Below are 26,603 nucleotides of genomic sequence, written 5' to 3' on the forward strand. Positions count from 1 at the left end.
TTCATCCTCTCAGAAGCTGCTAAAGCCGTGCGTAATTGCCGATTGTTTTCTCGCCAGAACAGTGGCGACACGACTACAACCGTTCATGATCGCTGTAGCATCTACGTGCACGTAGCCCGCGATACGGGAGATGTCAGTCTTTATTGTTTCCAGCGGCATCTTGAAAATGGGTTCGTGGTGGGCGATTCGATTACGCATTTCGCGGATCTGGGTAAGTTCCGTAAATAGGACTTTTCTCTTCAGGTTGGCCCCATGTGGGAAGGCTCTGACCAGCCGCGGCTGCCAGAAAGCGGTCTCATAGCTTAAGAGAGGGTCGCGTGGAATGCCCTTGTCGAGCAGGCGGGTCCAGAAGCCGAACGGCAGGGCGGCGACGACTTGGCCAGGGGAGGGGGAAGAGATCCTCCGCTGTAGCTTGGCAATCGTCTCGTCGAGGATCGCGCGGTCGTTGTTCAAAAGGCGGGTTTCGGAGAGTTCCCACCATGCTTCCGCGCGGCCATTGGCCAAGGTGTTGTGGAGCGCGTTGCGGACGGCCACTTCCAAGATGCTTAGCGGACCCCAGAAAGCAGAGAAATTTCGATGTTCCACGCATACAGCCGGGATGCTAGTTGCTGATCCCCGCGGTAGTACCGGAGGTAAGTCTGGAAGCGTGGAGCACTCACTAATTGTTCAAGTGCTCCGACTGATCCGACGTCCACGTGGCCTCTTCCCACTTAAAAAAAATTTGCCCCAGGAGTCCGACATTTCTGCCGAATAGTCACTGGGGCGTGTACCCGTTCAGTCTGCCATGTCTCAACCAAATAGTTCAAGGCAGCGCTACACCCCCGACACGGTAAGCATTCTGTCAAGTCATAGGAATGCCCGGCGCGCAGAATTTCCTCCCTTAGGCTTAGGCAATCATCCCTCGCAGAGGTTCTGTGGGGAGTTACCGAAATGGAGCAGGGATGGGTACTTTTCGGCGCGTCATTTTGCCGGTTGCCTGGTTGTTGGTTTTCGCGATTATTGCGGTGGCCCTGGTTAAGATCGCTTTTGTGGATGGCCTGGAATCGGCCGCTGCCGAGCCCGCGCCTTTGGCCCAAGTGGACATCCCGGTAGTCCCGGCCACCCGGGCTACTGTCACCAACACCGTGGAAATCAAGGGCACCGTACAGAGCGACGCCGCCGAGACTGTCCGCAGCACCTCAGCCGGAAAAGTAGTCCAGGTGTTCGTTGAGCCGGGTGCGACCGTCAGCAAGGGCGAGGTCCTTTTCCAAGTCAAGGCTGAGCGCGCGGTCGCCCCCACGCAGACCACACAGGAGGGGCCGCAAACAGCTCCCAAGCCCGTGTACGACTACTTCGACATCCTCGCTCCAAGCGCCGGAACCCTGCAGCAGCTCACAACCCTCATTGACCAGCAGGTCACCGTGGGCGAGTCCGTGGGCAAGATCGATCCCGGAACCTACACCGTGTCGGGGTCAGTCACGGCCGCGCAGCAGTACCGCCTGCTGGGCAAACCCGGTCCTGCGGAAATCGCTTTGGTGGGTGGACCGGCGCCGTTCCAGTGCGCCGACGTGACTCTCAAGAACAACACATCCGACGACGGCGGTGCGGCCTCGGGCGGACTGGCCGCCACAGGCGGAGGTGCCGGAATGGGCGTCGGCGCAGCGATTGCGGGCCCCGGCGGAGGCAACCAACCGGAAGAGGGCGGCACTCCTACAGGAACGCTGAGCTGCCCGGTTCCTTCAGGCCTACAGGTCTTCGCGGGACTTGGCGCCACCATGACGGTCAGCGCCGGTGTTGCATCTGACGTAGTAACTGTTCCGCTGACATCCGTGAAGGGCAGCGTCAAGGACGGGATCGTATGGATCGCCGGCCCGGGAGGAACAGGTGCCGCTCCCGAGCAGCGCACTGTCCAGCTGGGGCTCAATGACGGCTCTGTGGTGGAAGTGACCTCCGGCCTGACCGAAGGCGAACAGGTACTGGAATTCGTGCCCGGGGCGCCGGCCGTTCAAGATCCCATGATGGGTCCGGGCCAGGCCGTCTACGGCCCGATGGGCTAGGCAGCGAACGGCATGGACGAATCACCTAAAGAAACTCTCGTCAGTCTGCGTTCAGTCACCCGATCCGTCAGGCTGCCCGACGACCAGCAGCTGAACATCCTTCGGGGCATCGACCTCGAGGTCCACAGCGGGGACCATACCGCCATCGTGGGCCGTTCGGGTTGCGGCAAATCAACATTGCTCAACCTGCTTGGCCTCCTGGACATCCCGACGTCGGGGGAGCTGGAGTTCCTTGGCCAGCCCGCAGACCGGCTGGGTAACAACGCCCGTGCCCGGTTGAGGGGCTCTACCGTGGGCTTCGTGTTCCAGCAGTTCAACCTGTTGCCCGGACGCGGCGCGCTGGACAACGTCATTACGCCGCTGTTCTACGCCAAAGGCAAGGAGTTCTGGCGGCGTCGCGAGATTGCCATGGACATGCTGGACAGGGTTGGCCTCGCCTCCCGCGCCAAGACCATGCCCAACATGCTTTCCGGTGGCGAGCAGCAGCGCGTAGCCATTGCCCGTGCCCTTGTCCGCAGGCCGAGGCTCATCCTGGCCGATGAACCAACCGGTGCGCTGGATGTGGAAACAGGGCAATCCGTGATGGCCCTCCTGGATACAGTGGCCACGGAAACGGCAGCCGCGTTGGTGACCATCACGCACGACACTAACGTCGCAGCCCTGGCCAGGGCCTGCTACCGTCTGGATTCCGGCGTGCTCAGCTCGCTGCCGGCACCGGCTCCCGCAGGAGTTGGCGCATGACCGGCTTCATTTCCACGCTCGTTGAAGCGTGGCAGGAACTGCGCATCAACAAGGTTCGCATTCTCCTGGCCCTGTTGGGCGTTGCCTTGTCCGTTGCGGCGTTGACCTCCGTGGTGGGCGTGGGCAGTTTGGCCCGGGAAGGCATGAAAGTTCAGTCCGAACGTAACGGCGGTCGGGTGGCAACGCTGTCCTTGAACGTCCAGGGGCCAACCATGCCGGACCCAGTGAAACTTGAGAAGGCCTACCAAGGTATTCAACAGCGCTACGGCATCACGACCTCCACGCACGTCAGCCAGACCCAGGCCGGTTTTCAGTTTCCCCGTGGTGTGACAACCGTGAACGTGACCATTGTGGATGTCGGCTACGGCGTCATCCACCGGGTCCCCCTTCAGCAAGGAAGCTGGTTCGCTGCCGACGACGGCAAAAGGCTCGCACCCGCCGTCGTCGTCTCTGAATCCTTCTATAACCAAGCGGGCAGGCCAAACCTCACCACCCATCCCACGGTGAGCATCCCCGGAGATCAGCCGGCAACGGCGGTGATTATCGGCGTCGTGCCTGATTCCTACCCGGACTCGCCGCCTTCCGCGTTCATCCTTGCCGAGGGCGCGGCCATGACCGGGATCAAGCCGCAGATGTCGGAGTTCAAAATCTGGGTTGGCGAGGCACAGGCCGGAGCCCTCACTGCGGCAATCACCGCCGATCTCCAAGGCCAGTTCCCCGGCTACTACGCCCACGCCAACCGTATGGACTATGCCGCATGGGGAGATCCTTTGGCTCCCGTCCAGATGGTGGTGGGCGGCGTGGCCGGTCTGGTGCTCCTGCTCGGAGCCGTGGGAATGCTCAACATCTCCATGGTGACCGTGCGCTACAGGGTCCGTGAAATCGGCATCCGGCGCAGCTTCGGGGCAACGTCCGGACGGATTTTTGTGGGCGTCATGATGGAATCCGTGGTGGCCACCGCAGTTGCCGGCCTGGCGGGAGTCATGCTGGCAGTCGCGGTGGTGAAGCACCCGTGGATCGAATCGAAGGTAGCGCCGGGACTCACCGAGTATCCGGCCTTCCCCATCGAGGCCGCGCTGATGGGGTTCGGCGCAGCAGTCCTTGTGGGCGCACTCGCCGGAGCCATCCCTGCGCTCGTTGCGGTGCGCGTCAAGGTCATCGACGCGATCCGGTTCTGACCTCCTCGGTGAGCCTGCCCTGCTGAAGACGGAAGCAGCGCTCGGTCTTCTGCGCCAGGCTGCGATCATGCGTGACCACCAGGATGGTGGTGTTGTGATCGCGGCTCAGGGAGCTCAACAGTTCAATGATGTGCTCGCCGGTTTGCTCATCCAAATTTCCGGTGGGCTCATCGGCGAGGATCAGTTTAGGCTCATTGGCCAAGGCACGGGCAATCGCGACGCGCTGCTGCTCGCCACCTGACAGTCGGTTGGTGCGGCGCGAGTGCTTCTCTGGATCCAACTGCACCTGCTCCAATAGCTCTTTGGCCCGCTGCAGCCTGGCCGCTTTGCGGACACCCGCGAACTCCATAGGCAGCATGACGTTGTCCACGGCACTGAGGTTGGGAATCAGGTTGAACTGCTGGAACACGAAGCCGATGTCCCGGCGACGGTACTCGGTCAGCTTGCCGTCCGGCAGTCCGGCCAGGCTGACGCCGTCCACGACGACGTCTCCCGAGGTGGGCTTGTCCAGCGCACCCAGGAGGGACAACAGCGTGCTTTTGCCGCTGCCGCTCTTGCCGACGATGGACGCCAGCGAGCCCTTGTCGAGCTCAAAGCTGACCCCGTTTACTGGCTTGATGGTCCGATCACCGGACTTGAACTGACGGACCAGGTCCTTGACTACGATCACGGCTATTCTCCTCGGAGTACTTCGATGGGACGGATACGGGCGGTCAGCAGTGCCGGTACCAGGGCACCGATGATGGCTACCGCGAAGACTGCGGCGATGCCTGCAGCGAGGACGCCGGGGGAGACGCTCGCAGTGACGGAGGTGAGCAGCTGCGACGCTCCACCGAAGGGGCCGCCCTGGCCGCCGCCCATCCCACCGCCGGGCATCCCGCCACCCGGGACTGTGCCGTTGGGCATGGCCCCTGCAAGTCCGCCGCCGCGCTGGGTGGTGGTGGCCGCTGTCGTGGTGGTGTTTGAACTAATGAGTGCCGACGCGATGCCGCCGCTGGCCAATGAAGCGATCACAGGTCCCACAACACTGCCCAAGGCAACAAGGACCAACGACTCGAGGACGAACTGCAGGCCGATAGTACGGTTCCGGGCACCGATGGCCTTCAGGACGCCGATCTCGCGGCGGCGCTCGCGAACCAGCATGACCATGATGAGCAGGATGATGATTCCGGCGGTGGCTAGGGCCGCGATGAAGGCGATCATCGAGATGTTCTTGACGCTGTCCAGTGAGCTGACAGCCGTTTCGAGGTTGCGCTGGCCTTGGGTGACGTCGGCCTTGTCGGTGCCTAGCGCGTCCTGAACAGCAGTTTTAGTGCTGTCCACGTTCTCCATGCTGTTGACCGTGACGATCATGGTGGACAGCTCATCCGGAGTCTCCGCCAACGTCTGCGCTTCAGGAAGCGTGACGTAGACGGCATTGTTCCCGAAGGTTGTGCCGGCGTCGAAGATTCCCGTTACGGTGAAGGCCTTGTCCTGGATGGTGAACGTGGAGCCTACGGTCAGGCCGTTCTTCTCAGCCAAGGACGTGCCCACCAGAGCCTTCGCCTCGGATGCCGCGTAGTCGCCCAGGCCGGTGCCATTGGTGATGTCCAGGGCCTTGCCGGTGCTGTCCACTTCGGCGCCGATGCCCGTCGCCGTGATCGGGAGCGTGCGTGCGGGCTGGGTAGTTGTGCCGGTGGTTCCGCTCGCGTTGTTGCGGTTTCCCAGCGTGCCGGCGTCGACGGCGGCCGTCAGGTTGGTGCTGACCGTCGCCTGCTGCCCGCCGGGACCAAAGCCCCCGCCCGGGCCCGCCTGCTGGGTGGTGCCCGTGGCTGCGTCGGTGGTCCCCGTTGTGGTGGTCGTCTGGAGGCGCAGTGCCTTGGCGCCAACTACTGACGCCACGTTGGCGACCGACGCCGCAGTCTCAGCGTCCGCCGTCGTGAGCGGTTCGCCGCCGCCTTCAAAGCCTTGGCCGCCCGCCGGATTAACCGTCAAGGTGGTGCCCACGGAGGTGTTGAGCTCCTGGACCTTGGCGCCCACTGCCTGGTTGGCCACGAGCATGGCCAACGCCAGGCCGATGGCTACGGCCAGCACGGCGACAACCGCCGTCGTTCTGATTTTGTTGCGGAAGGCATTGCCTACGCTTCGGGCAAGGACGCTCACGTTTCTCCTCTTGACCTGCAAGTTCGTGGGGCCCACTGGACGTGGGCTGCAGATCCAAGACTCGTGAGTGCTGCTGTGCGGAAAGCCTGCCCAAGCTATGCGTGGGCTGTGAAAGTACTCGAGCCTCGGTTGAAGGCAAGAGAAAGCCCCGACCCGCCGAATTGGCGGGCCGGGGCTTGCTGCTCTTAAGCGGTGTTACTTAGTGACCACTTACTTGGTGATCGGGCCGAGTACCGGATCGTCAACGTAAGCCGTCTTGACGTTCTCTGCCGTAACGATCTGCGGAGGCAGGAGGAATGCCGGGACGGTCTTGACGCCGTTCTTGTAGGAATCCTTGTCGTTGATTTCCAGTTCCTTGCCGGCCTGGAGGTCCTTCACCATGGTGATGGCGTGCTCAACGAGCTTGCGGGTGTCCTTGTTGATAGTGGAGTACTGCTCACCGGCGATGATCGACTTTACGGACTCAACTTCGGAGTCCTGGCCGGTCACGACTGGCAGCGGCTTGCCGGCGGCCTTGACGGACGTCAGGACTGCGCGGGCCAAGGTGTCGTTCGGGGAGAGGACACCGTCCAGGGAAGCGGTGCCGTAGCTGCCGGTGAGCAGCGTGTCAGCGCGACGCTGGGCGTTCTCTGCCTTCCAGCCCTGAGTAACAGCCTGCTCGAACGAGGTCTGGCCGGAGACAACCTTGAGGGTTCCGTCGTCGATCTTCGGCTTCAGGACGCTCATGGCGCCGTCAAAGAAGACTTTCGCGTTGGCATCGTCGGGGGAACCGGCAAAGAGCTCGATGTTGTACGGGCCGGAAGGCTTCTTGGCCTTCATACCGTCCAACAGCGCCTGGCCCTGGAGTTCACCAACCTTGAAGTTGTCGTACGCCACGTAGTAATCCACGTTCTCGGTGTTGAGAAGCAGACGGTCGTAGGCGATGACTGTGGCGCCGGAGTCCTTGGCCTGCTTGAGCTGCGTACCCAGCTGGGCGCCGTCGATGGCTCCCACGATGATCACCTTGGCACCCTTGGTGACCATGGCGCTGATCTGGTTCTGCTGCTCGGACACGCCGCCGTTGGCGAACTGGACGTCGGGCTTGAACCCGGCGCTGCTGAGGCCATCGTTGAACAGCTTCTCCGCGAGGACCCAGTTTTCACTGGTCTTCTGCGGAAGTGCGACGCCGATCATTGAGTCCTTGGGGAACGCTTCCCCGCCTGCTGTGCTGCTGCTTGAGCCGCTGTCACTGCGGCCGCAGGCTGTCAGCGCCAGTGCCGCGATGGCAGCGACTGCTGCTGCCTTTCCTGCTTTACCAAACATTCGCATATCTTGGTTCACTTTCTGTGTGGGTGGGGTGGAGCGAGTCTTTCAGGGAGCGGATTACGCTTCCTTGGAGATGACCTCTTTGGTGGAGGTGGTTTCGTCGGGCTTGATCTCGTTGTTGCGCTGGAAGTTCTTCATCAGCAGCCCGGTAATGGACCGCTTGCCCTGCGACTTGTTGTAAACATCGAAGGCGACTGCTGCAAGGAGCACCAGGCCCTTGATGATCTGGGTGAGGTCGGCGCCGACGCCCAGCAGCTGGAGGCCGTTGTTGAGGACAGCCATGACCAGGCCACCAACGATCGAGCCGATCACGGTGCCAACACCACCGGTGACGGCTGCGCCGCCGATGAAGACTGCCGCAATGGCGTCCAGTTCCCAACCGACGCCGTCGAACGGACCGGAAGCGGTGGAACGTCCAACGAAGATCATGCCTGCCAGGCCAGCCAGGACGGACATGTTCATCATGACCAGGAAGTTGACCTTCTTGGACTGGACACCGGACAGCTCAGCTGCGTGGCGGTTGCCACCCACTGCGTAGACGTGACGGCCGAGGACGGTCTTGTCAGCGATGAAACCGTAGATAAGAACCAGGACGGCCAGGATCAGGCCGGGGATCGGGAAGGACGTGCCGGGCCGACCCGTGGCGAACAGGTATGTAGCGTAGAGGATGGCGCCGCAGATCAGGACCAGCTTGGTAACTTCGACCCAAAGTTCAGGAACTTCGGCGCCCAGCGCCTTGCTGGTGGCGCGGGCACGCAGGGACATGATGACCACGAACGCAGCTGCAATGATGCCCAGCAGCAGGGTGAGGTTGTTGAAGCCTGTATTGGGGCCAATCTCGGGCAGGTAGCCGGAACCAAGGAACTGGAAGTCCTGGGGAACGGGGATGGTGTTGGACTTTCCCGCGAACTGGTTGAAGCCACGGAACAACAGCATGCCGGCCAGGGTCACGATGAAGGCTGGTATGCCCACATACGCCACCCAGAATCCTTGCCAGGCTCCGATCACTGCTCCCAGGAGCAGGCCGAAGAGCACCCCTGCCCACCAAGGCAGACCCCAGTCGCGCATTGCCAAGGCCACGAAGACGCCCACGAAGGCGGCAACGGAACCCACGGAAAGGTCGATGTGGCCGGCAATGATGACCAGGACCATGCCGATGGCAAGGATCAGGATGTAGGAGTTGCCGTTGAACAGGTTGATCACGTTGCCGGGCGTCAGGGTACGGCCGTCCGTGAAGATCTGGAAGAAGACGATAAGTGCCACCAGGGCGAAGATCATGCCGAACTGGCGGGTATTGCCACCAAATAGCTTCTTGAGCGCGTTCATTGTTTTGGTCCTTGTGTCAGGAAGGGGCGGGGCGAGGCCAAAGGGTCAGGCTTCTTTGCGGGCGGACGTCATAAGCTTCATCAGGCTTTCCTGGCTTGCTTCGTTTTTGTCCAGGACGCCTGTGATGGCGCCTTCGAAGATGGTGTAGATCCGGTCGGACAGGCCCAGGAGCTCAGGAAGCTCCGAGGAAATGACAATCACTCCCTTGCCCTGGTTCGCCAGCTTCTGGATGATGCCGTAGATCTCGTACTTGGCGCCGACGTCAATGCCACGGGTGGGTTCGTCCAGGATCAGGAGATCCGGATCTGTGAACATCCATTTGGCCAGGACCACCTTCTGCTGGTTGCCGCCGGAAAGCTTGGCAACGCCTTCCTCAACCGAAGGCGTCTTGGTCCGCAGCGATTTCCGGTACTCCTCGGCAACGGAGAATTCCTTGCGGGTGTCCACTACCGTGTAGTTGCTGATCTTGTTCAGCGCCGCCGAAACCGTGGTGGTCTTGATGTCATCCAGCAGGTTCAGGCCCAAGGACTTCCGGTCCTCAGTGACGTAGCCGAGTCCGGCGTCGATCGCTTGACGAACGGTGCGAAGGTTGACCTGCTTGCCGTCCTTGTAGACCTGGCCCTTGATGAACCGGCCATAGGAATGCCCAAACAGCGAGCGGGCCAGTTCCGTGCGTCCTGCCCCCATGAGCCCTGCGAAACCAACGATTTCGCCGCGGCGCACAAAGAAGTTGGAACCCTTGCAGATCAAGCGGTCCTGGATCTGCGGGTGCCCAACGGTCCAGTCCTTGACCTCGAAGAAGACCTCGCCAATCTTGGGTTCGTGATCCGGGAAGCGGGACTCGAGCGTCCTGCCCACCATGCCCTTGATGATGCGGTCCTCATCCACGCCGTCACGCTTGACGTTCAGTGTTTCGATCGACTTACCGTCACGGATGATGGTGATCTCGTCCGCGATCTGTTCGATCTCATTGAGTTTGTGGGAAATGATGATCGAGGTGATGCCCTTGCCCTTCAGGCCAAGGATCAGGTCCAGCAAGTGCTGGGAGTCGGACTCGTTCAGTGCGGCGGTGGGCTCGTCCAGGATCAGGAGCTTCACGGACTTGTTCAAGGCCTTGGCGATCTCCACCAGCTGCTGCTTGCCGACGCCGATTTCCTTGATGGGGGTATCGGGATCTTCCCTGAGGCCGACACGGGCCAGCAGCTCGAGGGAGCGCTTCCGGGCTTCTGCCCAGTCGATCACTCCCCACTTGGTGGGTTCGTTGCCCAGGAAGATGTTCTCCATGATGGACAGTTCCGGGATCAGCGCCAGTTCCTGGTGGATGATCACGATGCCGGCCGCTTCGCTTGCGCGGATGTCCTTGAATTGCTGCGTTTCCGCCTGGTACACGATGTCGCCCGTGTAGCTTCCGTACCCGTAAACGCCGGATAGAACTTTCATGAGCGTGGATTTGCCGGCACCGTTTTCGCCACAGATGGCGTGGATTTCGCCGGCCATCACGCGCAGGCTCACATTCGACAAGGCCTTCACTCCAGGAAATTCCTTGGTGATGGAACGCATCTCCAAAAGGATGGGTTCACCTTGCGTGTCGAGGGATGTCATCAGCCCTTACGCCTCCAATGCATGACTTCGTTGTCGGCCCCGCGATGGCGAGGCTGTCTGATCAAAAAGTAAACTGGATCACCCATCTTGTCGTCAAGACTTGAACGCATGATCCAGCTAACGATTTCGTTACCTACCGGTAATGCCTGCGTGTTGGAACACCAATGCGGCGGCTCCCAGGGCCTCTGCGCGTGCTCCGAGGGACGACATCGCGAGGTGGGTTGTCTCTCCCACCACGGGTACCGCATGCCGGACAAGGCCGCGGCGGATGGGGTCCAGGAGGAGGTCGCCCAAGCCCGCCAAGGGTCCACCGACAACGATCACTTCAGGGTTTATCAGGTTGGAGACATTGCCCAAGGCGCGGCCCACTGCCAGGCCGGCATCGTCCACCACGCGCTGGGTTGCGGAGTCTCCGGCCAAACAATTGCGGACGATGTCCTGCGGGGTCAGGAGCTTCTCCTGCCCGCGCCCCAGGAGCTCGATCATGGTGGTGGTTGAGGCAATGGTTTCCAGGCACCCGCGGTTGCCGCAGCGGCACACCAATCCGTGTTCATGGATGGTGGCATGGCCGATTTCTCCGGTGATGCCTACATTCCCGTAATAGGGCAGTCCGTTCAGGATCAGGCCGGCGCCGATGCCCGAGCCGATCTTGAGGAACATGAGGTTGGAGACCCCGCTATGCGGGCCCCATGTCACTTCCGACAACGCACCAAGATTGGCGTCGTTATCAACAAAGACGGGGCAGTTGAGCGCTTCCTCCAAGCGATGAAGGATGTCGATGCCCACCCATTCGGGGAGGATGGCGCCCTGGGCAACCGTACCGGTGCGGCGGTCAATGGGCCCCGGAATGCCGGCACCTGCTCCCACCACTGCGGTGCGGTCTATGCCATTTTCACGCAGTAGCCTGTCAAGGAGTGGGACTGCCGCCGCGATGCCCTCTTCCGCCTGGTGGCCCAGCGGTAGTTCCATGTAATCCTCGGCAATCACGTGGTACCCCAGCGATGCCAACACCACCCTCAGGTGCCGGCGCCCGAAGTCGATTCCGACGGCGACTGCACCGTTGCTGTTGAGTCTCACGTTGGTTGCCCGGCGCCCGGAGCTTGTGGTCGGCTCGGTGGAAACCAGTCCGGCGTCCTGCATGATTTTCACGATGTTGGAGATGGTGGCCGTGGAAAGGCCGGTCTGCCGGGAAAGCTCCGCCTGCGTAGACGGCCCGCTCAGCAAACACTCGATAATGCGTTGCTGATTCAGGTGTCGCAGCGCGGACTGCGAGCCGGGTTTTCTTGGATGGCTCTTCGTTGAGCGCTGCGTAGCGGGCATGACAAGAAGATTGCCCCACAAGCAACCTTGTAGTCAAGAAGTGAACACAGCAAGTCAACCCTGCCCGACATACTCCAACGCAAGATCGAGAGATATGTACCCCTTGTGAGGCCCGTTATGCGCACTATGAACCCATGTTTGCCTGCAGAGCGGGCCTTGCAACAGGGGAGCGGCGTGCATTGCATCCCGATCCGGAGTTCCCCGGGTCCAATTGCCTCACCCGCCGAGCAAGTCCCAGGCCTACGCTGGAAGCAAGAAACGTCCCGGCCACGTGTAGGAGGCATCGGGATCAGGCGAAACCAAGGTGGTAATGATGCTGCTCTCAGTCCTGCAGGCGAACGCTTCCGTCATGGACGTTGAGGCGAACCTGCGCACAATCGACGACGCCGCGCAGCGCGCCTCCCAAGCCGGGTCCGGACTGCTCCTCACTCCGGAGCTGTTCCCCGTGGGCTACGCACCCTTGCGGCTCCACGCCGAACTGGACCCATCGACGCTCCCCGGCATCCGTGAACGGCTGGCCGGCATCGCCCGGACCAACGGCATTGGCTTGGTTTATAGCCTTCCGGCGCCGGCAGCGGGAAGCGAAGGGAGGAGCTGGCACATCACCGCCACCCTCCTGGACTCGGCAGGCAACGAGGTCCTCAACTATGCCAAAGTGCACCTCTTTGGTCCGGAGGAGCACAAGGCGTTCGTCGGCGCCCAAGAACCTCCCGCCGTCGTGGATTTCAATGGGATCCGCACATCGTTGCTGATTTGCTACGACGTCGAGTTCCCGGAAGCCGTCCGTGCCGCTGCCACACGAGGTGCTGAACTCCTGCTGGTGCCGACTGCCCTTTCCGCCGGGTTCGACAACGTGCCGCAGGTCCTCATCCGTGCCCGCGCGCTGGAAAGCCAACTCAACGTGGCCTACGCCAACCACAGTGGACACGAGGACATCTACAACTTCCTGGGCGGCAGCGTTGTTGCCGGACCAGACGGATCTTTGCTTGCCGCTGCGGGGGAGTCCGCCACTCTGTTGTTCGCGGAGGTCGGCACGGAGTCAGTAAAAGCGGCACGCGAAGAAGTCCCGTACCTGCGCGAACGCCGGCCGGAACTCTACGAGGAATGGGACAACTAGTCGCCCGTCGAATCACCGGAAAGGCCAGCGACCAGCTCCTCCACGTACTGCAACGCAAACCACAGCTCGGCCCGAACCTGCGCCTGGTTGAGGTCCATGTCAAGCAGCTCGCCGAGCACGCCGATTTGCCGCCGCACGCTGTTGCGGTGCAGCCCCAGCAGCTTGGCCGAGCCGTCCCAACTACCGTTCTCGCTAAGCCAACCGCGTAAGACAGCAAGAAGCGGGTCCCGACGGTCCGGTTCAAGCGCGAGCACGGGGGCAAGGAGTCGTTCGGTCAGCATGGTCCCGGCTTCGCGGCCCAGCAGCCCTGAGACAGACCACGTGACCTCATCAACGCGGGCGCTCTTGCCGGTGGATAGAACGCGGCTTCGCAGGGAGCTTGCACGTTGGTAGGCCGCTTGGAGTCCAAGGAGCTCGGTTGGTTCCCCGATGACCAGCCGCCAGCCCAGCTTCTCCACGTCGGCCAGCAAGGAATCGTCCACCCTCAAACGGGTAATGGCCGCGAAACCGTACTCGGTAATTTCCACCAGTTTGGTATCGAACAGCCTCCGCCACTGCAGCACTTCCCTCACCGGTCCGTCGTCTGCCGCTCCGTCCACCCTGATGCCCTGCACCACCCGCATCTGTGCCGAACGAGTGGAGGACAGGCTCTGAGCCAGCAGGTCCTTGAGCCCGTTGACATGTTTAGTGCCACCTGACGCCACCGAATCCGGGTGCAGCAAAACAGCCGTAGCCAGCTGGCTCGGTGCCAACGAGCCACTGGTCCGCTGCCTCACCAACAACTCCAGCAAGCCCACGGCTGACTGCACCACATTGTTTTGCGCAGGCGTCAGCGGTGCATCCGAACCGAGGATCAAAGCGCCAAGGTTGGCATCCTTATTGCTGCGCAATGGGTGCCCGAACACCAATGCCGAACCCGGCTGTTCGAAACCGTCCATCTCCACCCGTGGACCGCTGCCGGAGAGCAACCGCTCCAGGAGAGGTGTCAACATGGAATGCTCGACGCCGCTGCTGCCGCCGGCGTTGTGCCCCCGGGCACGGACCCGTCCGTCAGCGCCTACCAGAACAGCCCACACGGGCACCCTCTGCACCAAGGCGGCCAACAGTTCATGTTCGGGCCGGGGGGAGAGGACCGCCCGCATGAGTTGGCGGTTGGTGTCGGCCAGTTGCCGGAAGACCCGCGCGTTGTCAGTTTCCAGAAGCTGGGAGAACTCCAAGCCAATCGCCGCGAAAGGCACAGACTCCGGTACTTCGAACAACGTGAGGTTGTGCTTGCGGCAAGCGTCCAGCAGGACGTCCGGGACGGCGTCGAAATAGGGCCTGATACCGAAGCCGAGGGCCGCAACCTTGGCACCCACGAGCCGCCGTACGTAGGCGTCCACCTTGGCCGCCGAGCCGCCCTTCCCAAGGAAAGGCAACCCGGCGGTGAGGAGGAACTCGCCCTCCGGCAGGTAAGGCGTAGGGTCTTCGAGCTCACTCGGTTCCACCCACCGCAGCACCGAGGTCCCGCTGCCGCCGTCGTGAAGCATTTTCAACTCCGGCGGCAGCTGTTCCAGGAACTGCTCGAGCGTGACAAAACTCAGGCGGGCGGTGGCGGGCTCAGGCGACATTGCCCTGCCCGGCGGCGGCCGGCTCCTGGTAGTCGGGGCACTCGTATGCGGAGTCCTGGTTGGCGCTGGTTGCGTAGGCGCGTGGCAGGCGCGGTGCAATCCTGTTGATGATCTCGTCGCCATGGCTTCCGATCGCGGCGCCCCAGTCGTCGGCGCTCGCCGCCCCGCATGCCGGGTCACCGAACAACACTGCGGTGTCCCCGACGTCGATTCCCGAAGCGTCCGGTCCTAAGTCCACCATGAACTGGTCCATGCAGACCTTGCCGATCACCGGCACCGCGCGTCCGGCCACGTTCACAACGGAGCGGCCGCTGATGCCCTTGGGGATACCGTCCGCGTAACCGAGCGGGATGAGCCCGAGGTAGCGCGGTTCGTAGGTGATGGCCTGGTGTTCGTAGCTGACGCCTGTGCCTGCCGGGACCTTCTTGACCATGACCAGCGGCGCCGTCACGCTGAGCGCCGGACGCAAGCCAAAGTCAGCCGGGTTCAGGTGATCGGCGGGGGCAAGCCCGTAAATGGCCAGTCCCGCGCGGACCATGTCGAAGTGGAATTCCGGCCGGTCCAGGATATTGGCAGAACTGGAAACATGCCGTAGGTCGGGGCTCAGTCCGGCCTCTCGCGCTTGGTGAACGGCGTCCTCGAACTCCGCGACGGCGGTGGCGTTACCGGGGTGCGCGGGGACATCGGCCCAGGCCAGGTGGGTCCAGAGGCCTCGAACACGGAGGGTCCCGTCCAGCTCAGCTTGCCGTGCCTGCGCCACAAGTTCAGCCCAGTCTTCCTTTCGTGCACCGCCGCGGCTGAGGCCGCTGTCCAGTTCCAAATGCACGACGGCGGGACGGCCAAGGCGTTTCGCGATTCCTACCAGCACCTCCAGTTGATTGACGCTTCCTAGGGACACATCAATGTCGTTTTCCAGCGCCTCAAGGATGGTGGCGCTTGTCTGGGATGCCAGATACAACCACGAAAGTATGGGGACTGTGATGCCCGCTTGGCGGAGTGCGATAGCTTCACTGAGCTGGGCTGTGCCAAGCCAGTCTGCGCCAGCTTCCACCGCTGTGCGAGCAACTTCCACCAGGCCGTGGCCGTAGGCGTTGCCCTTGACTACAGCCATGAAATGCTGCGCCTCGGTGCGTTTTTTCAGGGCTTTGACATTGTCTGAAATGGCAGACAAGTCCACGTTGACCTGCCCGGAAAGGGCTGCAGCGGCAGCCTCTTGATAGTGTGCATTACGTCTCATGGTTGAACACTATAGGTCATTTTGCACCGCGGTGAGAGGTGGCTCACATGCCAGTCTTGTGGAGGGGAAATCGAAACTACTTTGAAGGGACGTCAAGGGTGACTGTGCCTGTGAACACCAAAAACCCGGCCGCGGCAAGCGCCGCCAGGCCAAGCCTCGGCGCGCAACTCCTGCGCCGCAAGCCAATTGGCCAGATGGTCAGCGAAGCCGGTAGCGGCGAAGGCGGAACGCCGCTTGTCCGCAGCTTTGGCGTCTTCCAACTCACCATGATCAGCGTCGGAGCCACCCTCGGCACCGGCATCCTGGTGATCCTCGGCGAATCCATGCCGCTGGCCGGTCCTGCCATTTGGATCTCGTTCGTCATTGCCGGCCTCGCCGCGCTGCTTTCCGCTGTTTCCTATGCCGAAATGGCTGGGCTCGTTCCGGTGGCAGGCTCCAGCTACTCCTACTCCTACGCCACCATGGGCGAGGGCATGGCGTGGATTTGTGGCTGGTGCCTGGTGCTGGAGTACGCGGTCTCCGTGGCAGCCGTTGCCGTGGGCGCTGGCCAGTATGTGAACGAGACACTCGCCGCGTTTGGCCAGTTCCTGCCGGACGCGATCAGCCAGCCGCCTGGGGATGGCGGGCTGGTGAACGTGCCCGCTATGGTGATCGTGATCCTGGCTATGCTCCTGCTGGTCCGGGGCGCCCGCGAAAGTGCCTGGATCAATACGGCGATCGTCGTGATCAAGGTGGGCATCCTGATCTTCTTCTGCGCAGTAGCCTTCACCGCATTCAATGCCGGCAACTTCGAACCGCTGCTGCCCATGGGCGCCGCCGGTGTTTCCGCCGCAGCATCCAGCGTTTTCTTCTCCTACATCGGCTTTGATGCAGCCTCCACGGCCGGCGAGGAAGCGAAGAATCCCAAGCGCGACCTGCCCCGGGCCATCATGCTCTCCATGGTCATCGTCACCACCATCTACGTCCTGGTCGCCGTTGCAGCCATCGGCGCCCGCCCGTGGGGATGGTTCGACGGCACGGAAGCCGCACTGGTCCAGATTCTCCATGAGATCACCGGACAGCCGTGGATCGCCCTGGTCTTCTCGGCCGGTGCCGTGCTTGCCATCGCCAGCATCGTGCTGACAGTGCTCTACGGACAGACCCGCATCCTGCTCTCCATGTCCCGCGACGGCATGATGCCCAAGGTCTTCGGCCGCGTTTCCCGCCGAACCGGCACCCCCGTGGCCGGAACGCTTATTGTGGGCATCGCCGTCGCCCTTGCCGCGGGTTTGGTTCCACTGGGCGCATTGGCAGACGCGACCAGCATCGGTACGCTCTTCGCGTTCGCGCTGGTCAACGTGGCCGTCATCTACCTGCGACGCAACCGGCCCGACCTGGAGCGCAGCTTCCGGGTCCCGCTGTACCCGATCACGCCGATCCTGGGCACCCTGATGTGCGCATATTTGATGCTCAACCTGGGCGCCGATACCTGGATCACCTTCGGTATCTGGATGCTGGTGGGCGTCGCCCTCTACTTCGGCTATGGACGCCGGAACTCAAAGGTAGCCGCGCTCAGCGAGCAGGACTACCGTGAACTAACCACCAGGGCAGCGAGCCCGGAATCTGTGAAAGCAGCAAACTCATGACCATCGCCACAGAACTCCCGCTCATCGGGGAGCCAGGCGCGCCTGAAGCGGCCGCTGGAGCACCCATCACCATGCTGAACCCGGACTTCCCGTTCAGCTACGACCACTACCTGGCGCACCCCGATGGGCTCGGCTCAATCCCGGAAGAGCTCTACGGCACGGAAGTAGCCATCATCGGCGCAGGCCTGTCCGGACTGGTGACCGCCTATGAATTGATGAAACTTGGCCTCAAGCCCGTCATCTACGAAGCCGACCAGATTGGTGGACGCCTCCGCACTGCGAGCTTCCCGTCAGCTCCCGGCGTCGTGGCGGACCTTGGCGGCATGCGCTTCCCGGTCTCCGGCAAGGCGTTCTACCACTACGTGGACCTGCTTGGCCTGGACACCCAGGACTTCCCGAACCCCATGGCGCCGGCAACCTCCTCCACAGTGATCGAACTCGCGGGCAAGAAGCACTACGCCACCACGGCTGACGAGCTGCCGGAGTTCTTCCTGGAAGTAGCCGACGCCTGGAAAGCAGCAGTCAACGATGGCGTCGCCTTCGCTGAGATGCAGGAAGCCATCAAGGCCCGCGACACCAAGCGGATCAAGGAACTCTGGAACGCGCTCTTGCCGGAGCTGGACGAGCAGACCTTCTACGGTTTCATCGCCGCCAGCAAGTCCTTCAAAGAGGCCGGCTTTGCTCACCGCGAGGCATTCGGCCAGGTGGGCTTCGGTACCGGCGGCTGGGACACTGACTTCCCCAACTCCATCCTCGAAATCCTCCGCGTGGTCTACACCGATGCCGACGACCAGCACCGCTCCATTGCCGGAGGAGCGCAAAGGCTTCCCGAGGCACTCTGGAACCACGCGCCGTCGGACCTTAAGTACTGGCCCGAGGGCACCTCCCTGGCGTCGCTGCACTCCGGCTCGCCCCGCGGAGCCGTGGACAACATACGCCGGGTAGAGAACGGCGACCTCCTGGTCCGCGAGAACTGGGGACGCGAAGCCACCTACCAAGCCGTGGTGACCACCTGCCAGTCCTGGCTGCTGTCCACACGCATCCACACCGAGGAAGCGCTGTTCCCGGCCGAGCTGTGGACCGCGATCGAACGCTCGCATTACATGCAGTCTTCAAAGACCTTCGTGATGGTGGACCGCCCGTTCTGGAAGGACATCGATCCCGAGACCGGGCGCGAGGTCCTGTCCATGACGCTCACCGACCGCCTCAACCGGGCCACGTACTTGCTCGACGACGGTCCGGACAAGCCCGCCGTCATGCTCCTGTCCTACACATGGAACGACGACGCCCTGAAATGGCTGGCCCTGACCGCGGACGAGCGCGTGAAGCTGATGTTGCACTCCTTGGAACAGATCTACCCGGGCGTAGACATTGCGAGCCACATCGTGGGGCAACCGATCACGGTGTCCTGGGAAGCGGATCCCAACTTCATGGGTGCGTTCAAGGCCAACCTGCCCGGCCACTACCGGTACCAGCAGCGCCTGTTCACGCACTTCAAGCAGGACCAGCTGCCGGAGCACCAGCGCGGCATCTTCCTCGCGGGCGATGACGTGTCCTTCACCGCCGGTTGGGCCGAGGGTGCCGTGACCACGGGCCTGAATGCAGTGTGGGGAGTCGTGAATCACCTGGGCGGTTCGTCCGCTGCCGGAAACCCGGGGCCAGGTGACCTGCTGGACGAGCTCGGCCCGATCTCCCTGGACTAGTCTCCTTACGTTGCGAGGCCCGCTCTGCGCCCCAAACCCTCAGGTTAGGGCACAGAGCGGGCCTCGTATTCGGCGTTTAAGCGTGCATCTCCCTGTGCGCCGCAGCGAGTTCCTTGTAATGCGCGGCGTTGTGCTTGACGCCCTCGAACTCTTCGTCGGTGAGTTCACGGCGGACCTTTGCAGGTACACCCGCAACCAGTGAGCGCGGGGGAATGACAGTGCCTTCCAACACCACCGCCCCGGCAGCGATGAGCGAGCCAGTGCCAATCACCGCGCCGTTGAGGATGGTGGCGCTCATGCCGATGAGGCAGTCGTCCTCCACAGTGCATCCATGGACCACAGCGCTGTGCCCCACGGAGACGCGTTCGCCTACCGTGCAGGGGAAGCCGGGGTCGGCGTGGAGGACTACGTTGTCCTGGAGGTTGGACCCTGCGCCGACGCTGATGGCCGCTGTATCGGCGCGGACGGAGACGCCGTAGAAAGCGCTCGAGTCCTCGGCCAACGTGGCCTTGCCAATAATGGAAGCCGTGGGCGCCACGAAGGCGGTTTCATGGATGGCCGGGGTATCCCCGGCGAAAGTGTAAGAGGGAGCCATGGAGTCAGCTTAGTTCCCAACCAGGTCGCAGCAGAGCGCGTTGTGAGCGCTCAAAACGCGCTCAATTGCGACTCAGTTGGATGCAGGGGTGCGGAGGACCAGGAATTGATAGTGCTGGGACCAGTTTCCTGCGCCCGGCCCGGATTCCACTCCCACGCCCTCCGGCCACGTTCGGAAGTGTTCCACCGAGCCGTGTTCGCCAAAGATCCGCCGCACGGTTTCGTCGCTGCGGCGGCTGAAGAACCGCCGCGGTTCCTCGAGGTCTTCCGGGTTCAAGACTTCGCAATCCTCACCTGACCAGAGTCCGACGGCGATTGGCGCACCAGGTGCGGTGACCCGCACAAGTTCGCGGACGACGTCGTGAATTCCGCTGTTGGGAACATGCAGAAGGGTGCTCATGGTCCACGCAGCCGAAAAGGCAGCACCCGGAAACGGCAGGTTCCGCCCGCTGGCAACAGAAGCCTCAAGCCCGGCCGAGCGCGCCAAGTGAACGCTCTCCGAGGACAGGTCCACGCCGGTGTAGTGCAAGCCGGCGCGGACGAACTCCACGCCCTCAACCCCAGTGCCGCAACCCAGCTCAAACAACGAATGACGGTGTTCGGACTTCAACAGCCGGATGAACCACTCCCGGCTCTCAACCCGGTGCGGCGTCAGCGCGCGGGTGTTCCGCACCGGTGCCTGGCGGTCGTAGAAGACAGCCAGGTCAGCCTCGTGGTCGGCGTCAGGGATGCCCCGCATACCCCCAGCATAGGAGTGGCGTTAGTTGAACACCACGGTCCGGGTACCGTCCAGGAGCACACGGTGTTCGGCGTGCCACTGGACCGCCTGAGCCAGCGTGCGGCCTTCGACGTCGCGGCCCATCTGGACGAACTGGGCAGCCGTGCGCGCGTGGTCAACGCGGATGACTTCCTGCTCGATGATCGGACCCTCATCGAGGTCGGCCGTCACGTAGTGGGCCGTTGCGCCGATGATCTTTACACCTCGTGCGTGTGCCTGGTGGTACGGCTTGGCGCCCTTGAAGGAGGGGAGGAACGAGTGGTGGATGTTGATGGCCTTGCCGTTCAACTCCGTGCACAAATCGTTGGACAGGACCTGCATGTACCGTGCCAGGACAGTCAGTTCGACATCGTGCTCGGCAATCAGCTTCAGCAGTTGCGCCTCGGCCTGCGGCTTGGTCTCCGGCGTTACCGGGATGTGGTGGAACGGGATGCCGTAGAACTCCGCCAGCGACTCAAGATCCCGGTGGTTGGACACAATCGCCGGAATCTCAATGGGCAAAGTGCCCGTGCGCTGCTGGAACAAAAGGTCGTTGAGGCAGTGCGCGTCCTTGGAGCACAGGATGATGGTGCGGACCTTTTCGCCCACGGGGTTGATCTGCCAGGTCATGCCGAACGATTCAGCTACCGGCCGCAAGGCCGTGGCCAGTTCGGCCTGGGAGGACGACGTCGATGCCTCCACGCGCATGAAGAAGTTGCCTGTGCTGGGGCTTCCGTACTGCTGGGAATCGGCGATATTGCAGCCGGCATCAAGCAGGGCTCCGGCTACCGCGTGGACGATGCCGGGGCGGTCGGGGCAGGAAAGTGTTACTACGAAAGCGGTGGATTCAGTCACACGATCAAGCCTACCTGTGCTGCCTTGTTGTACTGTTAATGGGTCGCAACTGGCGTTGGGTGGACTACCACCAGGGAGCGGCAATCATGAAGACCACGGATCGTACGCCTGGGCCGAGGGTCATGTCTTACCGCTGCACGCACGTGACCGATCCCTCCGTCAAAAAGGGGACGCGGGAATGCTGCTGCCGGTAGCCTGACCTGTAGCACCACCCGTTGCCTAGCCAGGAGATTTCCGTGACTACCACAACCACTTCCGCGTCTGTCAGCAACCAGTCGCTTGCCGATCTCGATCCCGAGATCGCAGCAGTCCTCAACCAGGAACTCGGCCGCCAGCGCGGCACCCTGGAAATGATTGCGTCCGAAAACTTCGCCCCCCGCGCCGTCATGGAAGCTCAGGGCTCCGTCCTGACCAACAAGTACGCCGAGGGCTACCCGGGCCGCCGCTACTACGGCGGTTGTGAATACGTCGACGTCGCCGAGCAGCTTGCGATCGACCGCGTCAAGGAACTCTTCGGTGCCGAGTACGCCAACGTCCAGCCGCACTCCGGTGCCCAGGCAAACGCTGCAGCGCTCTCCGCCATGATCACCCCGGGCGACAAGATCCTGGGCCTCTCGCTGGCACACGGTGGCCACCTGACCCACGGCATGAAGCTCAACTTCTCCGGCAAGCTCTACAACGTAGCTGCTTACCAGGTTGAAGAAGACAACTTCCGCATCGACATGGACAAGCTGCGCGAGCAGGCCATCGCCGAGAAGCCGCAGGTCATCATCGCCGGCTGGTCCGCGTACCCGCGCCACCTGGACTTCGCTGCCTTCCGCTCCATCGCGGACGAAGTTGGCGCCCTCCTCTGGACGGACATGGCACACTTTGCCGGCCTGGTTGCAGCGGGGCTGCACCCGAGCCCGGTTCCTTACTCCGACGTCGTCACCTCCACGGTTCACAAGACCCTCGCGGGTCCGCGTTCCGGTGTGATCCTGGCCAAGCAGGAGTGGGCCAAGAAGCTCAACTCCAACGTCTTCCCGGGCCAGCAGGGCGGACCGCTCATGCACGTCATCGCCGCCAAGGCCGTTGCTTTCAAGATCGCCGGCAGCGAAGAGTTCAAGGAGCGCCAGCAGCGCGTCCTCGAGGGCGCCAAGATCATTGCTGACCGCCTGAACCAGTCCGATGTTGCTGAAGCCGGCGTCTCGGTCCTCACCGGCGGCACCGACGTTCACTTGGTCCTGGTTGACCTGCGCAACTCGCAGCTGGACGGCCAGCAGGCCGAAGACCTCCTGCACTCAGTAGGTATCACCGTGAACCGCAACGCTGTTCCGTTCGATCCCCGCCCGCCGATGGTCACCTCCGGCCTCCGCATCGGTACGCCGGCACTGGCTACCCGCGGGTTCGGTGCCACCGAGTTCACCGAGGTTGCCGAGATTATCGCCACCGCGCTGAAGGCAGGCTCCGCCGCCGACGTCGAAAGCCTCCAGGCCCGCGTCGACAAACTGGCAGCTGACTTCCCGCTGTACCCGCAGCACGAGCAGTGGTAAATCCGCAGCCCCATAGCTGACAGCAGTAATAGAGCCACACCCGGGCATTGAACCGGAGCTGACGGGATCCGCCGCCACACCTACGGCGGCGGGTCCCGTTGGCATGAGCCATTAGGTCACCCTCCAGAAAGAGCAGATGGAATGACACAGTCCACCGCACAGATCCTTGACGGCAAGGCCACCGCCGCAGCCATCAAGGCAGAACTGACCACTCGCGTTTCCGTCCTGGCCGCCAAGGGAATCGTCCCCGGCCTGGGCACCATCCTGGTGGGTTCCGACCCCGGCAGCACCTGGTACGTCGGCGGCAAGCACAAGGACTGCGCCGAGGTTGGCATCCAGTCCATCCGCCGCGACCTCCCCGAAGACATTTCACAGGAAGGCCTCCTGGAGGTTGTCCGGGAGCTCAACGACAACCCGGAGTGCACCGGCTACATCGTCCAGCTTCCGCTGCCCAAGCACATCGACCAGGACGTCATCCTGGAAGCCATGGACCCTGACAAGGACGCCGACGGCCTGCACCCCATGAACCTTGGCCGCCTGGTGGCCAACGTCAATGGCGAGATGAAGTCCCCGCTTCCCTGCACGCCTAAGGGCTGTGTGGAGTTGCTGCGCCGCCACAACATTGAACTCAAAGGTAAGCGTGTCCTGGTGGTTGGTCGCGGTGTGACCATCGGCCGCCCTATTGGCCTCCTGTTGACCCGCAAGGAAGTCAACGCCACGGTCATCCTGGCCCACACCGGGACGGTGGACCTGCCCGCGGAACTCAAGCAGGCCGACGTCGTGATTGCAGCTGCCGGCGTGCCGCACATGATCAAGGCTGAAGACCTCAAGCCGGGTGCCATTGTGCTCGACGTCGGCGTCAGCCGTGTGGACGACGGTAACGGTAAGGCTGTTGTTACCGGAGATGTTGACCCGGCGGCTGCCGACGTCGCCGCTTGGCTGTCCCCGAACCCGGGCGGCGTGGGGCCGATGACCCGTGCCATGCTGCTCGCGAACGTCGTGGAGAGTGCGGAGCGCCAGGCGGGCATCGCCTAAGTTCCTCCGACCATAGCAAGGCCCATTACGGGGCTAAGCTGCCGAAGATGCCGTGCGCACGGCATCTTCCGCCGGGAACCCCCGAAATGGACCGCGTACTCCTCCGAACAAACCGAGAGGGCTCTTGCAAAAATATCTGCAAGAGCCCTTTCACATGTCAGGGGGCGCTACTAGTGTGCTGAGGGTGCACAATGAAGCAATCCGCTCTCCGACACCGTCACCAACACAGTCAGAATCGTCGCAATCCGGCTTCGACATGAACCGACCATCCGTCATCAGCGCGCGAAACCTCACCAAGGCCTATGGTGACCTCACCGCCGTGGACAACATCTCCTTCGACGTACCGGCGGGGGAGTCTTTCGGGCTGCTGGGCCCCAACGGTGCCGGCAAGTCAACCACCATGAAAATGATCGGCGGCGTATCCCAACGCACCTCGGGCACGCTCAGCATCATGGGCTTGGACCCGGAATCCCACGGCCCCGAAGTAAGAGCGCATCTGGGTGTGGTCCCACAACAGGACAACCTGGATGAAGAGCTCAAGGTTCGCGAGAACCTGATCGTCTACGGGCGCTATTTTGGCCTGCCTATGAGCTACCTCCGGCCGAAGGCTGATGAGCTGCTGGAATTCGCGCAGCTAACGGACAAGGCCAATTCCAAGGTGGACGCGCTCTCCGGGGGCATGAAGCGACGGCTCACAATAGCCCGCTCGCTTATTAACGAGCCCCGCATTCTTCTCCTCGACGAACCCACCACCGGTTTGGATCCCCAAGCGCGCCACATTCTCTGGGACCGCCTGTTCCGGCTTAAGGAAAGCGGCGTAACCCTCATCCTCACCACGCACTACATGGACGAGGCTGAGCAACTCTGCGACCGCCTGATCGTGGTGGACAAGGGCAAGATCATGGCGGAAGGATCGCCCGCGGCCCTGATTCGTGAGCATTCATCGCGCGAAGTACTGGAGCTCAGGTTCGGGTCCGAGCGGAACGCGACCATCGGCGTCGAGCTTCAAGGTATCGGTGAGCGGCTGGAGACACTGCCGGACCGTGTGCTCATCTACGCGCACGACGGCGAAGCCGCGCTGGAGCAGGTCACTGCCCGCGGGCTGCACCCCATGACCTCGTTGGTGCGTCGCTCGTCGCTGGAAGATGTGTTCCTGCGGCTTACCGGCAGGAGCCTCGTTGATTGAGTCGGTGAACAAACCACGCACGACGGCGGAGCAGCCGTTGCGGGCCCACTCGCCTGAGGTTTCGGCCGCCAGGGCGCGTCGCTGGGGTTCCTTCTTCTATGCCGAGCAAGTGCTTCGCGTCATGCGGAACTATGGCTGGTCCGTGATCCTGTACAGCGTAGGGCAGCCGGTGGCGTACCTCTTCGCCATGGGAGTTGGCCTCGCCAGCTTGGTGGACGCCAACAGCGAGGCGGCGTTCGGCGGTGTCAGCTATTTGGAGTTCGTGGCTCCTGCGTTGTTGGTCTCCGCCGCAGTGATGACGGCGTCGGGGGAGTTTTCGTACCCCATCATGGACGGCTTCAAATGGCGCCGCGTGTTTTATGGTCCGCATGCCTCGCCGCTGACACCGCAGCAGATCGCCAGTGGCCACATCATGGCCAGTTCCCTGCGCTTCCTGTTGCAGTCGTTGGTTTATTTCGTGGTGGTGGCCATGTTTGGCGCTTCGCCGAGTCCATGGGGCTGGGTCTCGGCCATCGTGGCCACGGTCGCGGCGCTCTCCTTCGGCTTGCCGCTGATGGCCTACGCCGCCAGCATCAAGCAGGACAAGGGACAGTTCGCGTTGGTGCAGCGATTCATCGTCATGCCGCTCTTCCTGTTCTCCGGGACGTTCTTCCCGCTGGATTCGCTGCCGATCGCAGTTCGTTGGATCGGTTGGATATCACCGGTGTGGCATGGAACTGAGTTGGGCCGGGTCTTCACCTACGGGATGGACGAAAACCCGTTGCTGACCATCACCCACGTGGTGTTCCTGCTGGCGACCGCCACTGTTGGCTGGATACTTGTCCGCCGCCAGTTCGTGAAAAGGATGGGCTCTTGAGTGTCCTGACAGGTGGCCACAGCGCCACGGATCTTGCCCGTGAGCGCAGGTTCGGTTCCCTCTACTCCCGCAACGCCAAGGCAGTGGTGGGCCGTGGGCTGATGGCTGCCAAGAGCAGCACGTGGCTGGTGATGGTGTCGGGGTTCTTCGAGCCTGTGCTGTTCCTGCTGGCCATGGGCGTGGGCATGGGCTCCATAGTGGGCACTGTCCAAGGTCCAGGCGGCGAGGAAATCAGCTATGCGGCGTACATAGCGCCGGCACTCCTGGCGGTCTCGGCCATGAACGGAGCAATCTACGATTCCACGTGGAACGTCTTCTTCAAGATGAACTTCGCCAAGCTGTACCAAGGGATGCTCTACACATCCTTGGGGCCGCTGGACGTAGCGATCGGCGAGATCTTCCTGGCACTCCTTCGGGGCCTGCTGTACGCCACGGGATTCACCGCTGTCATGGGGGTGATGGGACTGCTCACCAGTTGGTGGGCCGTCCTGGTCATTCCTGCTTCGGTGCTGATCGCGTTCGGTTTTGCGAGCTTCGGGATGGGCATCACCAGCTTCATGAAGACCTTCCAGCAGATGGACTGGATCAACTTTTTCCTGCTGCCCATGTTCCTGTTCAGCGCCACGTTTTACCCGCTCAGCGTCTACCCGCAGGTCATCCAGTGGTTCATCCAGGCCATGCCCCTGTGGCATGGGGTGGAACTCCTGCGCCAGATCAGCGTGGGCTCGTTCAGCCCTGCCACTGCTATCCACGTGGGTTACTACGTCGTGATGATCGCGCTCGGGATCATGCTGACCACCGCAAGGCTGCGCCAGCTGTTCCTGAAGTAGGACCAGCCGGCGCAGC

At 62.6% G+C, this 26,603-nt stretch carries 23 protein-coding genes and 1 riboswitch; of the genes, 11 read left to right on the forward strand and 12 right to left on the reverse strand.

Annotation, left to right across the window (positions count from 1 at the left end; translation table 11 throughout):
* Nucleotides 1-9: 9 nt before the first annotated feature.
* The gene (locus KCX59_RS06510) at nt 10-534 is read right to left on the reverse strand and encodes a hypothetical protein (protein WP_179019296.1); all 525 of its coding nucleotides are present in this window, start codon (nt 532-534) and stop codon (nt 10-12) included.
* Between the two features lie 407 nt (nt 535-941).
* Here KCX59_RS06510 and KCX59_RS06515 point away from each other — a divergent pair, with 407 nt between their 5' ends.
* The 3 genes from KCX59_RS06515 to KCX59_RS06525 are packed head-to-tail and all read left to right on the forward strand — an operon-like array spanning nt 942 to nt 3,955.
* On the forward strand, nt 942-2,036 hold the full coding sequence (locus KCX59_RS06515; RefSeq protein ID WP_179019294.1) for a biotin/lipoyl-binding protein: 1,095 nt from the start codon (nt 942-944) through the stop codon (nt 2,034-2,036).
* A gap of 12 nt (nt 2,037-2,048) precedes the next feature.
* The gene (locus KCX59_RS06520; RefSeq protein ID WP_179019292.1) at nt 2,049-2,777 is read left to right on the forward strand and encodes an ABC transporter ATP-binding protein; all 729 of its coding nucleotides are present in this window, start codon (nt 2,049-2,051) and stop codon (nt 2,775-2,777) included.
* On the forward strand, nt 2,774-3,955 hold the full coding sequence (locus KCX59_RS06525; RefSeq protein WP_179019290.1) for an ABC transporter permease: 1,182 nt from the start codon (nt 2,774-2,776) through the stop codon (nt 3,953-3,955). Before KCX59_RS06520 ends, KCX59_RS06525 begins: the two co-directional genes overlap by 4 nt.
* Here KCX59_RS06525 and KCX59_RS06530 read toward each other — a convergent pair.
* The 6 genes from KCX59_RS06530 to KCX59_RS06555 all read right to left on the reverse strand — a co-directional run bounded on the left by KCX59_RS06530 (nt 3,933) and on the right by KCX59_RS06555 (nt 11,650).
* Nucleotides 3,933-4,625 (reverse strand): ABC transporter ATP-binding protein, encoded by a 693-nt coding sequence (locus KCX59_RS06530; RefSeq protein ID WP_179019288.1) that lies wholly within the window; start codon nt 4,623-4,625, stop codon nt 3,933-3,935. The genes KCX59_RS06525 and KCX59_RS06530 overlap by 23 nt on opposite strands.
* A gap of 2 nt (nt 4,626-4,627) precedes the next feature.
* Complete coding sequence (locus KCX59_RS06535; protein WP_179019286.1) at nt 4,628-6,097, reverse strand: ABC transporter permease; 1,470 nt, start codon at nt 6,095-6,097, stop codon at nt 4,628-4,630.
* A 210-nt stretch (nt 6,098-6,307) separates the two neighbouring features.
* The gene (locus KCX59_RS06540; RefSeq protein WP_091466013.1) at nt 6,308-7,405 is read right to left on the reverse strand and encodes a substrate-binding domain-containing protein; all 1,098 of its coding nucleotides are present in this window, start codon (nt 7,403-7,405) and stop codon (nt 6,308-6,310) included.
* Between the two features lie 54 nt (nt 7,406-7,459).
* Nucleotides 7,460-8,728, reverse strand: coding sequence for a multiple monosaccharide ABC transporter permease (gene mmsB, locus KCX59_RS06545; protein WP_179019284.1), 1,269 nt, complete (start codon nt 8,726-8,728; stop codon nt 7,460-7,462).
* A 45-nt stretch (nt 8,729-8,773) separates the two neighbouring features.
* Nucleotides 8,774-10,330, reverse strand: a complete 1,557-nt coding sequence (gene mmsA, locus KCX59_RS06550) for a multiple monosaccharide ABC transporter ATP-binding protein (protein ID WP_179019282.1) — start codon at nt 10,328-10,330, stop codon at nt 8,774-8,776.
* Between the two features lie 129 nt (nt 10,331-10,459).
* Nucleotides 10,460-11,650 carry an ROK family transcriptional regulator gene (locus KCX59_RS06555; RefSeq protein WP_091466018.1) on the reverse strand — a complete coding sequence of 397 codons (1,191 nt, stop codon included), beginning with the start codon at nt 11,648-11,650 and terminating at the stop codon, nt 10,460-10,462.
* A 310-nt stretch (nt 11,651-11,960) separates the two neighbouring features.
* On the opposite strand from KCX59_RS06555, the gene KCX59_RS06560 reads away from it, so the two are divergent.
* Entirely contained in the window at nt 11,961-12,767 is an 807-nt protein-coding gene (locus KCX59_RS06560) for a carbon-nitrogen hydrolase family protein (RefSeq protein WP_179019280.1), read from the forward strand.
* Here KCX59_RS06560 and KCX59_RS06565 read toward each other — a convergent pair.
* Together KCX59_RS06565 and alr are read right to left on the reverse strand one after the other, a co-directional pair.
* The gene (locus KCX59_RS06565) at nt 12,764-14,377 is read right to left on the reverse strand and encodes a PucR family transcriptional regulator (RefSeq protein WP_178997790.1); all 1,614 of its coding nucleotides are present in this window, start codon (nt 14,375-14,377) and stop codon (nt 12,764-12,766) included. The two genes, KCX59_RS06560 and KCX59_RS06565, sit on opposite strands and share 4 nt — an antisense overlap.
* Nucleotides 14,367-15,614 (reverse strand): alanine racemase, encoded by a 1,248-nt coding sequence (alr, locus tag KCX59_RS06570; RefSeq protein ID WP_218649699.1) that lies wholly within the window; start codon nt 15,612-15,614, stop codon nt 14,367-14,369. Before alr ends, KCX59_RS06565 begins: the two co-directional genes overlap by 11 nt.
* 194 nt (nt 15,615-15,808) lie before the next feature.
* Here alr and KCX59_RS06575 point away from each other — a divergent pair, with 194 nt between their 5' ends.
* The gene (locus KCX59_RS06575; RefSeq protein ID WP_256871599.1) at nt 15,809-17,239 is read left to right on the forward strand and encodes an amino acid permease; all 1,431 of its coding nucleotides are present in this window, start codon (nt 15,809-15,811) and stop codon (nt 17,237-17,239) included.
* A complete protein-coding gene (locus KCX59_RS06580; protein WP_179019276.1) occupies nt 17,236-18,942 on the forward strand; it encodes a flavin monoamine oxidase family protein in 1,707 nt (568 codons plus the stop codon). Before KCX59_RS06575 ends, KCX59_RS06580 begins: the two co-directional genes overlap by 4 nt.
* A gap of 76 nt (nt 18,943-19,018) precedes the next feature.
* Here the strand turns inward: KCX59_RS06580 and KCX59_RS06585 are convergent, their stop codons facing one another.
* The 3 genes from KCX59_RS06585 to purU form a co-directional block, all read right to left on the reverse strand.
* Nucleotides 19,019-19,537: a gamma carbonic anhydrase family protein gene (locus KCX59_RS06585; protein WP_091466026.1), complete on the reverse strand. Its 519-nt coding sequence runs from the start codon at nt 19,535-19,537 to the stop codon at nt 19,019-19,021.
* 72 nt (nt 19,538-19,609) lie between these two features.
* Nucleotides 19,610-20,275 (reverse strand): class I SAM-dependent methyltransferase, encoded by a 666-nt coding sequence (locus KCX59_RS06590; protein ID WP_178997796.1) that lies wholly within the window; start codon nt 20,273-20,275, stop codon nt 19,610-19,612.
* A gap of 21 nt (nt 20,276-20,296) precedes the next feature.
* Nucleotides 20,297-21,148 (reverse strand): formyltetrahydrofolate deformylase, encoded by an 852-nt coding sequence (purU, locus tag KCX59_RS06595; protein WP_091466029.1) that lies wholly within the window; start codon nt 21,146-21,148, stop codon nt 20,297-20,299.
* A 35-nt stretch (nt 21,149-21,183) separates the two neighbouring features.
* A riboswitch (ZMP/ZTP riboswitch) is annotated at nt 21,184-21,269 on the forward strand.
* 115 nt (nt 21,270-21,384) lie between these two features.
* On the opposite strand from purU, the gene glyA reads away from it, so the two are divergent.
* The 5 genes from glyA (at nt 21,385) to KCX59_RS06620 (ending at nt 26,587) form a co-directional block, all read left to right on the forward strand.
* A complete protein-coding gene (gene glyA / locus KCX59_RS06600; protein WP_178997798.1) occupies nt 21,385-22,680 on the forward strand; it encodes a serine hydroxymethyltransferase in 1,296 nt (431 codons plus the stop codon).
* Between the two features lie 141 nt (nt 22,681-22,821).
* Nucleotides 22,822-23,715 (forward strand): bifunctional methylenetetrahydrofolate dehydrogenase/methenyltetrahydrofolate cyclohydrolase, encoded by an 894-nt coding sequence (locus KCX59_RS06605; protein WP_178997800.1) that lies wholly within the window; start codon nt 22,822-22,824, stop codon nt 23,713-23,715.
* Between the two features lie 256 nt (nt 23,716-23,971).
* Entirely contained in the window at nt 23,972-24,901 is a 930-nt protein-coding gene (locus KCX59_RS06610) for an ABC transporter ATP-binding protein (RefSeq protein ID WP_178997802.1), read from the forward strand.
* Nucleotides 24,861-25,757: an ABC transporter permease gene (locus KCX59_RS06615; RefSeq protein WP_370629235.1), complete on the forward strand. Its 897-nt coding sequence runs from the start codon at nt 24,861-24,863 to the stop codon at nt 25,755-25,757. Before KCX59_RS06610 ends, KCX59_RS06615 begins: the two co-directional genes overlap by 41 nt.
* Entirely contained in the window at nt 25,754-26,587 is an 834-nt protein-coding gene (locus KCX59_RS06620; protein ID WP_178997806.1) for an ABC transporter permease, read from the forward strand. The genes KCX59_RS06615 and KCX59_RS06620 overlap by 4 nt, the downstream gene beginning before the upstream one ends.
* Nucleotides 26,588-26,603 lie beyond the last annotated feature (16 nt).

This window comes from Paenarthrobacter nitroguajacolicus, assembly GCF_051027655.1.
Lineage (GTDB): Bacteria > Actinomycetota > Actinomycetes > Actinomycetales > Micrococcaceae > Arthrobacter > Arthrobacter nitroguajacolicus.

Excerpts from the sequence above, each read along its gene's own strand:
- KCX59_RS06515 (WP_179019294.1), top strand. The coding sequence starts at position 942 with ATGGGTACTTTTCGGCGCGTCATTTTGCCGGTTGCCTGGTTGTTGGTT.
- KCX59_RS06520 (WP_179019292.1), top strand. The coding sequence starts at position 2,049 with ATGGACGAATCACCTAAAGAAACTCTCGTCAGTCTGCGTTCAGTCACC.
- KCX59_RS06525 (WP_179019290.1), top strand. The coding sequence starts at position 2,774 with ATGACCGGCTTCATTTCCACGCTCGTTGAAGCGTGGCAGGAACTGCGC.
- KCX59_RS06540 (WP_091466013.1), bottom strand. The coding sequence starts at position 7,405 with ATGCGAATGTTTGGTAAAGCAGGAAAGGCAGCAGCAGTCGCTGCCATC.
- mmsB (WP_179019284.1), bottom strand. The coding sequence starts at position 8,728 with ATGAACGCGCTCAAGAAGCTATTTGGTGGCAATACCCGCCAGTTCGGC.
- mmsA (WP_179019282.1), bottom strand. The coding sequence starts at position 10,330 with ATGACATCCCTCGACACGCAAGGTGAACCCATCCTTTTGGAGATGCGT.
- KCX59_RS06555 (WP_091466018.1), bottom strand. The coding sequence starts at position 11,650 with ATGCCCGCTACGCAGCGCTCAACGAAGAGCCATCCAAGAAAACCCGGC.
- KCX59_RS06560 (WP_179019280.1), top strand. The coding sequence starts at position 11,961 with ATGATGCTGCTCTCAGTCCTGCAGGCGAACGCTTCCGTCATGGACGTT.
- KCX59_RS06565 (WP_178997790.1), bottom strand. The coding sequence starts at position 14,377 with ATGTCGCCTGAGCCCGCCACCGCCCGCCTGAGTTTTGTCACGCTCGAG.
- alr (WP_218649699.1), bottom strand. The coding sequence starts at position 15,614 with ATGAGACGTAATGCACACTATCAAGAGGCTGCCGCTGCAGCCCTTTCC.
- KCX59_RS06575 (WP_256871599.1), top strand. The coding sequence starts at position 15,809 with ATGGTCAGCGAAGCCGGTAGCGGCGAAGGCGGAACGCCGCTTGTCCGC.
- KCX59_RS06580 (WP_179019276.1), top strand. The coding sequence starts at position 17,236 with ATGACCATCGCCACAGAACTCCCGCTCATCGGGGAGCCAGGCGCGCCT.
- KCX59_RS06585 (WP_091466026.1), bottom strand. The coding sequence starts at position 19,537 with ATGGCTCCCTCTTACACTTTCGCCGGGGATACCCCGGCCATCCATGAA.
- KCX59_RS06590 (WP_178997796.1), bottom strand. The coding sequence starts at position 20,275 with ATGCGGGGCATCCCTGACGCCGACCACGAGGCTGACCTGGCTGTCTTC.
- KCX59_RS06605 (WP_178997800.1), top strand. The coding sequence starts at position 22,822 with ATGACACAGTCCACCGCACAGATCCTTGACGGCAAGGCCACCGCCGCA.
- KCX59_RS06610 (WP_178997802.1), top strand. The coding sequence starts at position 23,972 with ATGAACCGACCATCCGTCATCAGCGCGCGAAACCTCACCAAGGCCTAT.
- KCX59_RS06615 (WP_370629235.1), top strand. The coding sequence starts at position 24,861 with ATGTGTTCCTGCGGCTTACCGGCAGGAGCCTCGTTGATTGAGTCGGTG.